16 protein-coding genes are annotated in these 13,459 nt (G+C 50.7%); 10 read left to right on the top strand and 6 right to left on the bottom strand.

The window, feature by feature from the left end:
- Nucleotides 1-3: 3 nt before the first annotated feature.
- A complete protein-coding gene (locus HV346_RS09840; RefSeq protein WP_181623300.1) occupies nt 4-900 on the bottom strand; it encodes an aldo/keto reductase family oxidoreductase in 897 nt (298 codons plus the stop codon).
- A gap of 48 nt (nt 901-948) precedes the next feature.
- Entirely contained in the window at nt 949-1,188 is a 240-nt protein-coding gene (locus tag HV346_RS09835; RefSeq protein WP_181623742.1) for a DUF1289 domain-containing protein, read from the bottom strand.
- A 150-nt stretch (nt 1,189-1,338) separates the two neighbouring features.
- On the opposite strand from HV346_RS09835, the gene eptA reads away from it, so the two are divergent.
- The 5 genes from eptA to rnt all read left to right on the top strand — a co-directional run bounded on the left by eptA (nt 1,339) and on the right by rnt (nt 5,999).
- Complete coding sequence (gene eptA, locus HV346_RS09830; RefSeq protein WP_181623299.1) at nt 1,339-2,967, top strand: phosphoethanolamine transferase EptA; 1,629 nt, start codon at nt 1,339-1,341, stop codon at nt 2,965-2,967.
- A 38-nt stretch (nt 2,968-3,005) separates the two neighbouring features.
- On the top strand, nt 3,006-3,605 hold the full coding sequence (locus tag HV346_RS09825; RefSeq protein ID WP_181623298.1) for a TetR/AcrR family transcriptional regulator: 600 nt from the start codon (nt 3,006-3,008) through the stop codon (nt 3,603-3,605).
- 53 nt (nt 3,606-3,658) lie between these two features.
- Nucleotides 3,659-4,756, top strand: coding sequence for an alkene reductase (locus tag HV346_RS09820; RefSeq protein ID WP_181623297.1), 1,098 nt, complete (start codon nt 3,659-3,661; stop codon nt 4,754-4,756).
- 88 nt (nt 4,757-4,844) lie between these two features.
- Entirely contained in the window at nt 4,845-5,252 is a 408-nt protein-coding gene (gloA, locus tag HV346_RS09815; protein ID WP_181623296.1) for a lactoylglutathione lyase, read from the top strand.
- Between the two features lie 96 nt (nt 5,253-5,348).
- Nucleotides 5,349-5,999, top strand: coding sequence for a ribonuclease T (rnt, locus tag HV346_RS09810; RefSeq protein WP_181623295.1), 651 nt, complete (start codon nt 5,349-5,351; stop codon nt 5,997-5,999).
- Nucleotides 6,000-6,057: 58 nt separating this feature from the next.
- On the opposite strand, the gene grxD is transcribed toward rnt, so the two are convergent.
- Nucleotides 6,058-6,405 carry a monothiol glutaredoxin 4 gene (grxD, locus tag HV346_RS09805; protein ID WP_181623294.1) on the bottom strand — a complete coding sequence of 116 codons (348 nt, stop codon included), beginning with the start codon at nt 6,403-6,405 and terminating at the stop codon, nt 6,058-6,060.
- Nucleotides 6,406-6,743: 338 nt separating this feature from the next.
- Between grxD and HV346_RS09800 the strand changes: the two genes are divergently transcribed.
- Nucleotides 6,744-7,511, top strand: coding sequence for a C40 family peptidase (locus HV346_RS09800; RefSeq protein ID WP_181623293.1), 768 nt, complete (start codon nt 6,744-6,746; stop codon nt 7,509-7,511).
- A gap of 121 nt (nt 7,512-7,632) precedes the next feature.
- On the top strand, nt 7,633-8,214 hold the full coding sequence (gene sodB, locus HV346_RS09795; protein WP_181623292.1) for a superoxide dismutase [Fe]: 582 nt from the start codon (nt 7,633-7,635) through the stop codon (nt 8,212-8,214).
- Nucleotides 8,215-8,251: 37 nt separating this feature from the next.
- Here sodB and HV346_RS09790 read toward each other — a convergent pair whose 3' ends face one another.
- Nucleotides 8,252-9,418 (bottom strand): MFS transporter, encoded by a 1,167-nt coding sequence (locus HV346_RS09790; RefSeq protein ID WP_181623291.1) that lies wholly within the window; start codon nt 9,416-9,418, stop codon nt 8,252-8,254.
- Between HV346_RS09790 and HV346_RS09785 the strand changes: the two genes are divergently transcribed.
- Nucleotides 9,417-9,581 carry a hypothetical protein gene (locus HV346_RS09785; protein ID WP_181623290.1) on the top strand — a complete coding sequence of 55 codons (165 nt, stop codon included), beginning with the start codon at nt 9,417-9,419 and terminating at the stop codon, nt 9,579-9,581. The genes HV346_RS09790 and HV346_RS09785 overlap by 2 nt on opposite strands.
- 1 nt (nt 9,582) lies before the next feature.
- Here the strand turns inward: HV346_RS09785 and HV346_RS09780 are convergent, their stop codons facing one another.
- Nucleotides 9,583-9,672: a YnhF family membrane protein gene (locus HV346_RS09780; protein WP_181623289.1), complete on the bottom strand. Its 90-nt coding sequence runs from the start codon at nt 9,670-9,672 to the stop codon at nt 9,583-9,585.
- A 297-nt stretch (nt 9,673-9,969) separates the two neighbouring features.
- On the opposite strand from HV346_RS09780, the gene purR reads away from it, so the two are divergent.
- Nucleotides 9,970-10,995, top strand: coding sequence for an HTH-type transcriptional repressor PurR (gene purR / locus HV346_RS09775; protein ID WP_181623288.1), 1,026 nt, complete (start codon nt 9,970-9,972; stop codon nt 10,993-10,995).
- Between the two features lie 18 nt (nt 10,996-11,013).
- Here purR and punR read toward each other — a convergent pair whose 3' ends face one another.
- Nucleotides 11,014-11,925, bottom strand: a complete 912-nt coding sequence (gene punR / locus HV346_RS09770) for a DNA-binding transcriptional activator PunR (protein ID WP_181623287.1) — start codon at nt 11,923-11,925, stop codon at nt 11,014-11,016.
- 114 nt (nt 11,926-12,039) lie between these two features.
- Here punR and punC point away from each other — a divergent pair, with 114 nt between their 5' ends.
- The gene (gene punC, locus HV346_RS09765; RefSeq protein WP_181623286.1) at nt 12,040-13,239 is read left to right on the top strand and encodes a purine nucleoside transporter PunC; all 1,200 of its coding nucleotides are present in this window, start codon (nt 12,040-12,042) and stop codon (nt 13,237-13,239) included.
- Nucleotides 13,240-13,459: the final 220 nt, after the last annotated feature.

Raw genomic sequence — 13,459 nt, 5'->3', positions numbered from 1 at the left:
TTATCAGGGAACATCATACCCCAGCGCCGCTTTACGGATGCGGAACCATTGTTGACGGGTCATTTGCAGCTCTTCCGCCGCTATTGCCGCACGAACACGTTCAATTTTGCCAGAACCGATAATTGGCAATGGTTTCGATGGCAGACGCATAATCCACGCATAAACTACCTGCTCAATGCTTTCCGCATTCAGTTCTCGTGCAATCGTGGTCAATTCATCACGCAATGGCTGGAACGCCTCATCGTTAAACAAGCGCCCACCACCGAGGCAAGACCATGCCATCGGCCGTATACGTAACTGTTGCAGTTGATCCAGTGTACCATCCAGCAGTAACGGCTGGTGTACCGGGGAGATCTCAACCTGGTTGGTTGCCAGGGTAAATGGCAGACGAGACTGGAGCAGTGTGAACTGCGCCGGAGTAAAGTTTGATACGCCAAAATGACGAACTTTACCGCTCTGATGCAGGTTCAGGAACGCCTCTGCCACTTCATCAGCATCCATCAATGGATCGGGACGGTGAATCAGCAAAAGATCGATATGATCGGTCGCAAGATTGGCCAGAGATTGCTCAGCGCTCTGAACAATGTGATCGCGAGTCGTGATGTAGTGGCCCAGAGCGTGTTCAGGCTTGGCCGTGGTCGCGATACCGCATTTTGTGACGATCTCCATCCGGTTACGTAACGCCGGAACCAATTTTAACGCTTCACCAAATGCGGCTTCACACAGATAGCCGCCATAGATGTCAGCATGGTCGACAGTAGTAATGCCTAAATCGAGGTGCTCTTCAATAAAGCTCGCCAGTTGAAGCGGGGACATATTCCAGTCCATCAGGCGCCAGTAACCCATCACAAAGCGGGAGAATTCCGGGCCCTGGGGTGCAAGGGCAATACGCTGAACCATAACAATTTCCTCAAGGAATAGATGCTATGAGTATACGCAATTGCGCTGCTAAAACAGTGAAGGTTGCTGGGGTTCTTCGGTATTACCTGTCTTGCTTGCGCGTAATTTGCGCAGCAGGCGCTGTCGACAGAGACGCAGAACGTCCTGTTTTTGTGTGTCGCTCAAATTTTGCCAGTTAAAACGCTCATCGCGTGTACGCATACACCCCCGACAGAATCCGCGCTCATCCGACTGACAAATACCCCGGCACGGGCTCTGGACAGGGAAAAACTCCAGTTGCTCTGCCACACGCACCTCCACACACCATTCATCACCTACAGTGAAGACGTTAAACGTCCCGTGTGCAAGGGCTTTACCACAGAAATGTGGCATTAAGGTTTCACTAATCTTCCCTCTCTATACTCGCCAGCATCAATAAAATGAATGGTTATGATCTCGATGTGGTTGATTAAAAAGTTACAGTGTAACGACACGAAATTCACTCTGGGCTGTGCACTCCTTTTCACCTTTCTCAACGCGCTCTTTATCCAGCGTAGCTGGGCTATTATTGCGCCAACACAGTTTCATGACATGTTGTTCGCAGCATCTATTCCGCTGGTGTTGTTTTGTGGTTGGGTGATTATCTTCAGCTTGCTGAATATCCCGTTTATCCGTAAGCCACTGCTGATCCTGCTCACTATTGGCTGCGCCGCTGCAACCTATTTTATGTACACCTATGGAGCCGTTATTGACCAGAATATGATGGTCAACGTCTTCGAAACAAATTCACAGGAAGCCACAGCGTTAGTCACCCCCCAACTACTGACATGGATTGCCATAGCGGGGATTATTCCTTCCGTCGTGTTAGCACTTGTACGTATTCGCACCGGGAAATGGTGGGTTGCTCTGCTGATGCGTATCGTGTCTATTCTTGGCGCACTACTGGTGATTATTCTCGTCGCGTCCGTGTTTTATAAGGACTACGCATCGCTGTTTCGTAATAACAAAAGCATCGTCAAAATGGTCACGCCAGCGAACTATGTCAGTGCGATGGCGAAATACAGCAAAGCACGCTGGTTTGCAGGTGATCAATCTTTGGTTCGCATTGGAGAAGATGCGCACAAGGGTCCACTGATTTCCGGGCAGAAAAAGAAAACCGTTCTGATACTGGTCGTTGGCGAAGCGTCACGTGCGGCAAACTATTCGCTAAATGGTTATGAGCGTGAAACCAATCCGCAACTGAAAAAACAAAACATGATCAACTTCCCGCAGGCATCCTCCTGTGGGACGGAAACCGCGGTTTCTGTACCTTGCATGTTCTCAGGTATGACCCGTAAAAAATATGATGCAGACCTTGCACGCCATCAGGAAGGCTTGCTCGACGTACTGGGCCATGCCGGTGTCAATATTCTGTGGCGAGATAACGACGGTGGATGCAAAGGGGCTTGTGACCGAGTGCCGCACACCGACATGACTCAGTGGAAGCTGGAGCAGTTTTGCAAAGATAAATCCTGTATTGACGATGTAAACCTCTATCGTCTGGATGATGTTCTTGATGGTCTGAAGCAAGATTCTGTACTCGTGATTCACCTGATGGGCAGCCACGGACCTGCGTATTACAACCGCTACCCGGACAATTTCCGCCAATTTACGCCAACCTGCGATACCAATGAAATTCAGGATTGCGACCACCAGGCACTGATTAACACTTATGACAACACCATTCTTTATACCGACAGTGTGGTCAGTAAAACAATCGACGCTCTGAAAGCACGGCAGTCAACCATGAACACAGCCCTGGTTTACCTCTCGGATCACGGTGAATCATTGGGCGAAAGCGGGATTTATCTGCACGGCACGCCATATATGCTGGCCCCTGAGCAGCAGACGCACATTCCTTTCATGTTTTGGCTGTCCCCGGACTACACAAAAAACTTTGGGATTAATGAGCAATGTTTGCGCGACCAGGCCGCAAAAGAGGCTGTTTCTCAGGACAATCTGTTCTCAACAGTCCTGGGGATGATGAATGTAAAATCAACCGTTTATCAACCACAGCTGGATCTTCTGACACATTGTCGTCAACAATGATGCTTGCATTAGACCGAACGGTCTATTAGAGTGGCGGCATGAGCAGAAACACAGAACATGATACCCGTGAACACCTCCTGGAAACCGGCGAGCGCCTGTGTATGCACCGGGGGTTTACGGGAATGGGTCTGAGCGAGTTATTGAAAACCGCTGAGGTTCCTAAAGGATCGTTTTACCATTATTTTCGATCCAAAGAAGCGTTTGGCGTGGCCATGCTTGAGCGGCACTATGCCAGCTACCACCAGCGACTTGCCACCCACTTTACGAGCGGTGAAGGTAACTATCGGGATCGTGTTCTTAACTACTATCAGGAAACGCTGAAACAGTTTTGCCAACAGGGCATTATTAGCGGTTGCCTGACGGTCAAACTCTCTGCGGAAGTGTGCGATCTTTCAGAAGATATGCGCACCGCAATGGACAAAGGAGCAAGCGGGGTTATCGCCCTGCTGGCTCAGGCGCTGGAAAAAGGTCGCAGTGAAAAAACGCTCACCTTCACCGGCGAGCCGTTAACGCAGGCCCAGGTTTTATATGCCCTTTGGTTAGGTGCAAACCTGCAAGCCAAGATTTCTCGCAGTGCCGTGCCGCTCGAAAGCGCGTTGGCTCATGTGAAAAACAGTATTACAACGCCTGGCGTTTGACAGGCGTTTTTATTTACCTCATTACTAGTCGACCGGTCTACTCAGGAGTTTCTATGTCAGCTGAAAAATTATTTACCCCACTGAAAGTGGGAGCCGTTACCGCACCAAACCGCGTATTCATGGCCCCTCTTACACGCCTGCGCAGTATTGAACCGGGTGATATCCCAACTCCACTGATGGGTGAATATTACCGTCAGCGTGCCAGCTCTGGTCTTATCATCTCAGAAGCAACTCAAATTTCAGCCCAGGCAAAAGGATATGCTGGCGCACCAGGCCTGCACAGCCCGGAACAAGTGGCAGCCTGGAAGAAAATTACAGCGGGTGTTCATGCTGAAGAGGGTCGCATTGCGGTTCAACTGTGGCATACCGGTCGTATTTCACATAACAGCATTCAACCTGGTGGTCAGGCTCCTGTGGCTCCTTCCGCATTGAGCGCAGGTACGCGTACCTCTCTGCGTGATGAAAACGGACATGCCATTCGTGTTGATACCTCTATGCCGCGCGCACTTGAGCTTGATGAGATCCCTGGCATTGTGAACGATTTCCGTCAGGCCGTAGCTAACGCGCGCGAAGCGGGTTTTGATCTGGTTGAACTGCATTCTGCTCACGGCTACCTGCTACACCAGTTCCTGTCTCCGTCTTCCAACCATCGTACCGACCAGTATGGCGGTAGTGTGGAAAACCGTGCACGCCTGGTACTGGAAGTGGTTGATGCCGTCTGTCAGGAGTGGAGCCCGGACCGTATTGGTATTCGTGTATCTCCAGTTGGTTCTTTCCAGAACGTTGACAACGGTCCGAACGAAGAAGCCGATGCGCTGTATCTGATTGAAGAGCTGGCTAAACGTGGTATTGCCTATCTGCACATGTCCGAGCCAGACTGGGCCGGTGGTCAGCCTTACACCGAAGCATTCCGCCAGAAAGTGCGTGAACGTTTCCACGGTGTGATTATTGGTGCAGGCGCATATACCCCAGAAAAAGCAGAAGATCTGATTAGCAAAGGTCTGATCGACGCGGTTGCTTTTGGGCGCGATTATATTGCCAACCCTGATCTGGTCGCCCGACTGGAACGTAAAGCGGAACTGAATCCACAGCGTCCAGAAAGCTTCTACGGCGGCGGGGCTGAAGGCTACACCGATTACCCTTCTTTATAATCCCCTCATTGATAGCGGCGATACTTCGCCGCTATACTAAAACATCGTTTCTGTTCAAAAACATAATCCATTCGTTAATGAGGAAATTATGCGCCTACTTCACACCATGCTGCGCGTTGGCGATTTACAACGTTCTGTCGATTTTTACACTAACGTACTGGGCATGAAACTGCTGCGTACCAGTGAAAATCCGGAATATAAATACTCGCTGGCATTCGTCGGGTACGGCCCGGAAAGCGATGAAGCGGTCATTGAGCTGACCTATAACTGGGGTGTAGACCAATACGAGCTGGGCACGGCCTACGGCCATATCGCCCTCGAAGTCGATAATGCGGCAGAGGCCTGCGAACGTATTCGTGGCAACGGCGGCAACGTCACGCGCGAAGCCGGTCCGGTAAAAGGCGGCACGACGGTCATTGCTTTTGTTGAAGATCCTGATGGTTATAAAATCGAGTTGATCGAAGCCAAAGATGCGGGTCGTGGTCTGGGCAATTGATTCTCACGGGCGCGCGATGCGCCCCTAGTTTTACTGCATCCCCCCTCAAAATTTGCCATAATGCGCTCTGCTTTTTTCCCCTTGTAAGAGACCCTGATGTCCGATAACGCTCAATTTGCCGGTCTACGCGACCGTTTTCGTGGTTTTTATCCTGTTGTTATTGATGTTGAAACTGCGGGATTCAACGCTAAAACCGATGCGCTGCTTGAAGTTGCTGCCATCACGCTGAAGATGGATGAACAGGGCTGGATTTCACCGGACACCACGCTGCATTTCCATGTTGACCCCTTCGAAGGTGCAAACCTGCAACCCGAAGCGCTGGCATTTAACGGTATTGACCCGCATAACCCCCTGCGCGGTGCGGTGAGCGAGTACGACGCCCTGCACGCCATTTTTAAAATGGTACGCAAAGGGATGAAAGAGAGTGATTGCAGTCGCGCAATTATGGTGGCCCACAACGCCACATTTGATCACAGCTTTATGATGGCTGCTGCCGAGCGAGCATCCCTCAAACGCAACCCTTTCCACCCGTTTGTTACCTTTGATACCGCGGCCCTGAGCGGCCTGGCACTTGGTCAGACTGTGCTATCGAAAGCCTGCATCACCGCAGGGATCGATTTTGACGGTACACAGGCGCACTCCGCATTGTACGATACCGAACGTACAGCAGAGTTATTCTGTGAGATTGTGAACCGCTGGAAGCGTCTTGGCGGCTGGCCGTTATCGATGGGCGAAAGCGAAGAGTAATCTGTACCAGACATAAAAAAAGCGACCGCTATGGTCGCTTTTTTACTGGGGCAAAAACTTATTCCGCATCAGGCTCTTCTGATTTGTACTTAGCTGCCGTTTCTTTGATCAACTGCTGCAGTTCGCCACGCTGATACATTTCAATCAGGATGTCGCAACCACCAACCAGCTCACCATCAACCCACAGTTGCGGGAACGTCGGCCAGTTTGCATATTTTGGTAATTCAGCGCGAATATCCGGGTTTTGCAGGATATCAACGTAAGCAAAACGCTCGCCGCAGGCAGACAACGCCTGGACCGCTTGCGCGGAGAAACCGCAGCTTGGCAGTTTTGGAGAACCTTTCATGTACAGGAGAATCGGGTTTTCAGCAATCTGGTGCTGGATTTTTTCAATAGTGGTGCTCATGTCTTGCTTCCTTTAACTTCTGTTACGGCATTCGTCTGTCATTGTAGCGGTTCAGACGGACATCGGAAAATAACATTTTTGTCACGTCTATATATTTTAACGGTTACGCGTATAAGTTGCATTCCAAATGTAGCTTAACCCTATTTAATCTAAGGTTTTGCTTAGGGAGTGAACAATAGTGCGACAGATTGATGAATTTTTTTGCACTTGCTAACGAAACACGATTTTAGATTGAAAAATGCTATTAACTTCTCGGGTTTTTATAGATTAGAATCGACGGGCTTTGTAAATCATACGCGGGTCTTATTGATGACCGGCATTTATCAGGGGACTGCCCAGTGGCGCGGATAAATAAAATCTCGATCACGCTCTGTGCTTTACTGTTTACAACACTCGCTTTCACGCCAGCGGCTAACGCCTCCGAGCAGGCGCGGCACTCTGCTGTGCAAAAATCGCATCTGGCAAAAACCACAGAACGTAAGAAAAAACCAAGCAGTAAGAACGAAAAGAAAAAAACTACCGCTCAAACCAAGCATACCGCCTCCAGTAAAACCAAAACGACTCGCACTGCCCATTCCGCTACCCGAAAAGCCACTCCTGTACTGACAAAGGTTGTGACCGAAAAATGCACGCCACGTAAAGGCCATAAAGCGAAATGCGTCAAAGTGACGAAGGTGGCTGAAGTTCATAAGGTACGCGTGCAAAAGGCACAAAAAACGGCCATGAATAAACTGATGGGGCAAATTGGCAAGCCTTATCACTGGGGCGGAACATCACCGCGTACCGGTTTTGATTGCAGCGGTCTTGTCTACTACGCCTACAAAGACCTGGTGAAATTCCGTATCCCACGTACTGCAAACGAGATGTACCACCTGCGTGATGCCTCTCCTGTCGACCGTGGCGAACTCGAAAGCGGCGATCTGGTCTTCTTCCGCACCCAAGGGCGTGGGATGGCCGACCATGTGGGCGTTTACGTAGGTAACGGGAAATTCATCCAGTCTCCACGTAGCGGCCAGGACATTCAAATCACCTCTCTGAGCGAAGATTACTGGGTACGCCACTACGTGGGCGCTCGCCGTGTGATGACGCCAAAAACCATCCGCTAACCCCTGCCCTGCCACCTCCGTGGCAGGGTAAGTTCCTCTTTTGCATACCCTTTCAATTTGCTACTCTATCCCTGCTGTCTTTATGGTTATTGGCAGCAACAAAATAATAAGGAGAGAAGCAATGTCGTTCGAATTACCTGCACTACCGTATGCAAAAGACGCCCTGGCCCCACACATTTCTGTGGAAACCCTGGAATACCATTACGGCAAACATCACCAGACGTATGTCACCAACCTGAATAACCTGATCAAAGACACCGATTTCGAAGGCAAAACGCTGGAAGAGATCGTACGCAGTTCTGAAGGGGGCGTGTTCAATAACGCGGCTCAGGTGTGGAACCATACGTTTTACTGGCACTGCCTGGCTCCAAATGCGGGCGGAGAACCTACCGGTGAACTGGCTGCTGCTATTAATGCTACATTTGGCAGCTTCGCAGATTTTAAAGCGAAGTTTACTGATGCCGCAGTGAAAAACTTTGGCTCTGGCTGGACCTGGCTCGTGAAAGAGGCTGATGGCAAGCTGGCTATCGTTTCGACCTCTAACGCAGGCACGCCACTGACCACTAAAGCAACACCACTGATGACGGTCGATGTGTGGGAACACGCATATTACATCGATTACCGTAATGCCCGTCCAAATTACCTGGAGCATTTCTGGGCACTGGTTAACTGGGAATTTGTTGCGAAGAATTTCGCTGCATAAAAGACACGCAGAAGGGTTCGCCCTTCTGCGTTTTTATTTAATCTGTGGCGCAAGCCGTTTCAGGTTGTTTACGTCCTGACATCAACACCAGCAACAACCCGAGTGCAGCAATAATCGCCCCCATCACAGGAACAAAGCTGTAGCCCAGGCCACCTGAAATCACCGCCCCACCTGCGGCGGCCCCGAGAGCATTCCCCAGGTTAAACGCCCCGATATTTACCGAAGACGACAGACCCGGTGCTTCGCTGGCCACACGCATGACGCGCATTTGCAGTGGTGGGACTACCGCAAACGTTGCCGCGCCCCAGATAACCATACTGACAGCAGCCCCGACTTCACTGCGCGCAAGCCACGGGATCGCCAGCATAATGATAATCAGCAAGGTTAAGAACCCTTTCAGCGTACCACTGACGGAGCGATCGGCCAGTTTTCCCCCCAGGTAGTTCCCCAGAGAAAATCCGACGCCAATCAACACCAGCATAGCCGTCACAAAGACGGGAGTCGCATGGGTAATGTCGTGCAGTACCGGCGAAATATAGGTATAGAGCGTAAACATCGCCCCCGCACCCAGTACGGTGGTCAGAAGTGCCGACAACACCTGAGGGCGCATCAATACCGCCAGTTCATTACGGACATCAGGACGCTCGCCGGCGCTCCCTTTTGGTAATGAGAAGAAGAGCGCGACCATTGCCACAACACCCAGCGCGGCCGTTGCCAGGAAAGACATCCGCCAGCCAATGACCTCTCCCAGCCATGTTGCCGCCGGCACACCACCAATATTGGCGATCGTCAGCCCCATAAACATGGTTGCCACTGCGCTGGCCTGTTTATGTTTAGGCACGACACTGGCAGCAACAACCGAGCCCAGGCCGAAGAATGCACCATGGTTAAGACTCGTCAGAATGCGTGACAGCATCAACGTGGTGTAATCCGGCGAAATGGCTGAAAGCACATTTCCCAGCGTAAAGATAGCCATCAGGAAAATCAGAGCATTACGGCGAGCACGATGCGAAAGCAGCAACGTCATTAACGGTGCGCCAACCATTACACCAATGGCATAAGCACTGATCAGCATGCCTGCCGCAGGTATAGAAACATCTACACCCCGGGCAATAACCGGCAGTAGCCCCATCGGGGAGAACTCAGTAGTGCCAATCCCAAAGGCGCCAATCGCCAGGGCCAGCAGAGGAAAATTGATTTTCATGGGTCAACTCCGGATGCTGCGTCGGTTCTCGACACAGAACAAAGAAGCGGAAAGCATGACATCAATCACAAAAAATGAAAAGTTAGCAAAACAGCAAAAGATATTTAGCGGAAAAGCAACAATTGAGGAAGGTTCGGAGGGAGAGGTTTCTCCCCCCGTTTAAATCAGTGCAGAATGGCAGTAAAACCTGCGGCAACAATCAAACCCAGCACAATAATGGTGGTCGTTAACGAAAACTTAAGATCGGTACTCATCAATTTTTCCCCTTTTAATCCCCACATGAAAAGTGAGCTTGCTCATTTTTACACAGTTTACGTCAAAAATCTTCCAGGATTTAAACTGATAACCACTTTTGCTCTTCCCCTTTTGGTCAAGATCAGACAAAATTCCACGCTAAATTTATTAGCGTACCGGCCATTGACCCCCTCCTGACGTCCTGTGTCGTTTTCCCGGCGTGTCGCGATTCATAATTGCGTGATAAGGGTGAGAGAAGGCAAACGTTTACCTTCAAGTTTTTCAGGAGCTTAGGATATGGTCTGGAGTGACATTTAATGGCAACAATAAAAGACGTGGCAAAACGCGCAAACGTTTCCACTACAACCGTATCACATGTAATTAACAAAACGCGCTTTGTTGCTGAAGAGACACGCAATGCGGTCTGGGCAGCGATTAAAGAGCTACACTATTCGCCGAGTGCCGTTGCACGCAGCCTGAAAGTCAATCACACCAAATCCATTGGTTTGCTGGCGACCAGTAGTGAAGCAGCCTATTTTGCTGAGATTATTGAAGCAGTAGAAAAAAATTGCTTCCAGAAAGGCTATACGCTGATCCTGGGCAATGCATGGAACAGCATTGAAAAACAACGCGCTTACCTGTCCATGATGGCGCAAAAGCGCGTTGATGGTCTGCTGGTTATGTGTTCCGAATACCCTGAGTCCGTGCTCTCCATGCTGGAAGAGTATCGCCATATTCCTATGGTTGTGATGGACTGGGGAGATACCCGGGCTGATTTCACCGACTCAGTGAATGATAACGCCTTCGAAGGTGGTTACATGGCGGGACGCTACCTGGTTGAGCGTGGCCACCGCGATATTGGCGTCATTCCGGGTCCACTGGAGCGCAACACTGGAGCGGGACGTCTGGCTGGATTTATGAAAGCGATGGAAGAAGCGCTGATCACAGTTCCGGAAAACTGGATTGTACAGGGCGATTTTGAGCCTGAATCTGGTTATCACGCCATGCAGCAGATCGTGTCACAGCCGCACCGACCAACCGCTGTATTCTGCGGTGGCGACATTATGGCGATGGGCGCACTGTGTGCAGCCGATGAACTTGGTCTGCGCGTACCACAGGATATTTCGGTGATCGGGTATGACAATGTGCGAAATGCTCGCTTCTTTACACCGGCACTGACCACGATTCATCAGCCAAAAGATTCACTTGGTGAAACAGCGTTCAATATGTTGATGGACAGAATTGTCAGCAAGCGCGAAGAATCGCAAACAATTGAAGTCCACCCTCGGCTTATCGAGCGTCGCTCTGTTGCGGATGGCCCATTCCGTGACTATCGTCGCTAATGCTCTTTTCGGAGCCGGTTAATCCGGCTCCCTCAACCACTCTTTATTCATCGTTTCACTGTCTCCCAGATACTCCAGTAGCCAGGCCAGCGCAGGCGAAATATCATTTTGCTGCCAGGTAAGACAACAAGCTGCATCCGGGAACGGGTTCTCCAGTTCCAGCGAAACCCACTCACCGCTGTCAATTTTTGGACGCGCAAAGTGTACGGGAACCATCGCCACACACAGCCCGGCCGACAAACATGTTGCTGAGGATTCCCAGTCAGGCGCAACAACACGCCTTTGGTTGTCCAGCAACCAGGTAATACGCTTCGGCAGTGAACGGGACGTATCTTCCCGCACCAGTGAAGGCCAGTTACGGAGTGTGTCGTCACTCAGCGGCCCCTTCATTGCAGCCAGGGGGTGGTGACTTGCCACCACACAAGTCCAGCTGAGCATTCCCATATCGCGAAACGCATAGCGCCCCCCGACAGGAATGGCCTGCGTTGCGCCAATAGCCATTTCGACCCTGCCATCCGCCAGAGCATCCCAGACGCCGTTGAATACTTCCTGTGAAACCCGCAACTCAACATCAGAGAAATGGCGATAAAAATCGACAATCATTTGCCGAGTCCGTTCGGGTTTGACGATATTGTCGACGGCAATGGAGAGATGCCCTCGCCAACCGTTCGCTATTTGCTGGCACTGCTCACGGGTGATCTGCATTTTTTTGATAACAGAACGCCCTTCTTTCAAAAACCATACACCTGCAGGTGTTAACTCCACATCGCGATGGCGTCGTTCAAACAGCGGCACTGCCAGCCACTCCTCCAGTTGACGCACCGTATAGCTTATCGCTGATGGAACCCGATGAAGCTCCTGAGCTGCACCGCTGAAACTGCCGTTACGGGCGACAGCATCCACCACTTCCAAAGAATAATCTGACCACATTTTCTGCCTACAAAAAATTTGAATGCACTCGCCAAATATTAGCGTTTCACAAGCAGCTTTGCACTCCCTACACTCAGCGCCAATGTACACCTGCCTCCTCAGGAGAAAAAAACAATGCACCCCAGGAAAGGATTTTTAGTGTGGCTCGGCGGCTTAAGCGTGCTGGGTTTTTTGGCCACCGATATGTATTTACCGGCTTTCGCTGCTATGCAGGAAGATTTACAAACACCTGCCGCGGCCATTAGCGCCAGCCTGAGTTTATTTCTTGCAGGCTTTGCGTTTGCTCAACTGCTTTGGGGACCACTCTCTGACCGATTTGGTCGTAAACCGGTGCTGTTACTGGGGTTAGCCATTTTTGCTTTGGGTTGTCTGGGGATGTTGTGGGTACGTGACGCCACCTGGTTGCTGGTATTGCGTTTCGTTCAGGCGGTCGGTGTCTGTGCCGCAGCAGTCACCTGGCAAGCGCTGGTAACGGATCACTATCCGGCGTCACGCACCAATCGTATCTTTGCCACAATTATGCCACTGGTGGGGCTTTCTCCAGCCCTCGCACCTTTGCTGGGAAGCTGGATCCTGGCGCATTTTGACTGGCAGGCTATCTTCGCCACGTTGTTTGCAATCACCCTGATACTGATGCTGCCTGCCTTAACGCTGAAACCTGCATCTAAGGAAAAACCACATCCGGATGCAAAACCGATTACGTTTATCTCTTTACTGCGTACCAAAGCATATCGCGGTAACGTCCTGATTTACGCTGCCTGTTCAGCAAGTTTTTTTGCGTGGCTGACTGGTTCACCGTTTATTTTGCATGAGATGGGCTACGGTCCGGCGGCTATCGGCCTGAGTTATGTCCCACAAACGATCGCCTTCCTGGTCGGTGGATATGGGTGTCGCGCCGCGCTGCAAAAATGGCAAGGACAGCAGATGCTACCGTGGCTATTGGCTCTTTTCGCACTCAGCGTCATAAGTACCTGGGCAGTAGGTTTTATCCCTGGCGTTTCACTGACGGCAATTTTGAGCCCATTCTGCGTAATGGCTATCGCAAATGGCGCAATTTATCCTATCGTCGTGGCGCAAGCCTTGCGTCCATTCCCACAAGCGACGGGAAGCGCTGCCGCATTACAGAACACTCTGCAACTGGGCCTGTGCTTCCTGGCAAGTCTTGTCGTTTCTGCGTTGATCGCCACGCCGCTGTTGACCACCACCAGCGTTATGCTTGTTACAGTCGTTCTGGCTGCTATCGGATACCGTATGCAGTCGTCTGCACAGAATGAACGGGATAGTCATTCTCAGCCAGAGACCTCCCACGCATAGTTGCGATAGGAATTATGTTACATTTCAGTGATTAGGGTGCTAAGAATTTTCTATTGAATGACGCATTTTTGAGGCCTATACTGAATTTGGTTCATATAAATACGATAAATATTATGTGTTAACGGGAGCCGGAGTGCTCCCGTTTTACCATGGACGGCCTTTCGGCAAGGGTTATCTCCCTTCCTCTGTTCTACGTCGGATACTAGCCTCGCGGGCGTAA

Source organism: Enterobacter sp. RHBSTW-00994, from assembly GCF_013782625.1.
Taxonomy (GTDB): domain Bacteria; phylum Pseudomonadota; class Gammaproteobacteria; order Enterobacterales; family Enterobacteriaceae; genus Enterobacter.
Note: the sequence above shows the minus strand (reverse complement) of the source record. Positions and strands in the feature narration are given on the sequence as shown.

Coding starts and splice junctions, on each gene's coding strand:
- HV346_RS09840 (WP_181623300.1), bottom strand. CDS start 900: ATGGTTCAGCGTATTGCCCTTGCACCCCAGGGCCCGGAATTCTCCCGC.
- eptA (WP_181623299.1), top strand. CDS start 1,339: ATGTGGTTGATTAAAAAGTTACAGTGTAACGACACGAAATTCACTCTG.
- HV346_RS09825 (WP_181623298.1), top strand. CDS start 3,006: ATGAGCAGAAACACAGAACATGATACCCGTGAACACCTCCTGGAAACC.
- HV346_RS09820 (WP_181623297.1), top strand. CDS start 3,659: ATGTCAGCTGAAAAATTATTTACCCCACTGAAAGTGGGAGCCGTTACC.
- gloA (WP_181623296.1), top strand. CDS start 4,845: ATGCGCCTACTTCACACCATGCTGCGCGTTGGCGATTTACAACGTTCT.
- rnt (WP_181623295.1), top strand. CDS start 5,349: ATGTCCGATAACGCTCAATTTGCCGGTCTACGCGACCGTTTTCGTGGT.
- grxD (WP_181623294.1), bottom strand. CDS start 6,405: ATGAGCACCACTATTGAAAAAATCCAGCACCAGATTGCTGAAAACCCG.
- sodB (WP_181623292.1), top strand. CDS start 7,633: ATGTCGTTCGAATTACCTGCACTACCGTATGCAAAAGACGCCCTGGCC.
- HV346_RS09785 (WP_181623290.1), top strand. CDS start 9,417: ATGGGTCAACTCCGGATGCTGCGTCGGTTCTCGACACAGAACAAAGAA.
- HV346_RS09790 (WP_181623291.1), bottom strand. CDS start 9,418: ATGAAAATCAATTTTCCTCTGCTGGCCCTGGCGATTGGCGCCTTTGGG.
- HV346_RS09780 (WP_181623289.1), bottom strand. CDS start 9,672: ATGAGTACCGATCTTAAGTTTTCGTTAACGACCACCATTATTGTGCTG.
- purR (WP_181623288.1), top strand. CDS start 9,970: ATGGCAACAATAAAAGACGTGGCAAAACGCGCAAACGTTTCCACTACA.
- punR (WP_181623287.1), bottom strand. CDS start 11,925: ATGTGGTCAGATTATTCTTTGGAAGTGGTGGATGCTGTCGCCCGTAAC.
- punC (WP_181623286.1), top strand. CDS start 12,040: ATGCACCCCAGGAAAGGATTTTTAGTGTGGCTCGGCGGCTTAAGCGTG.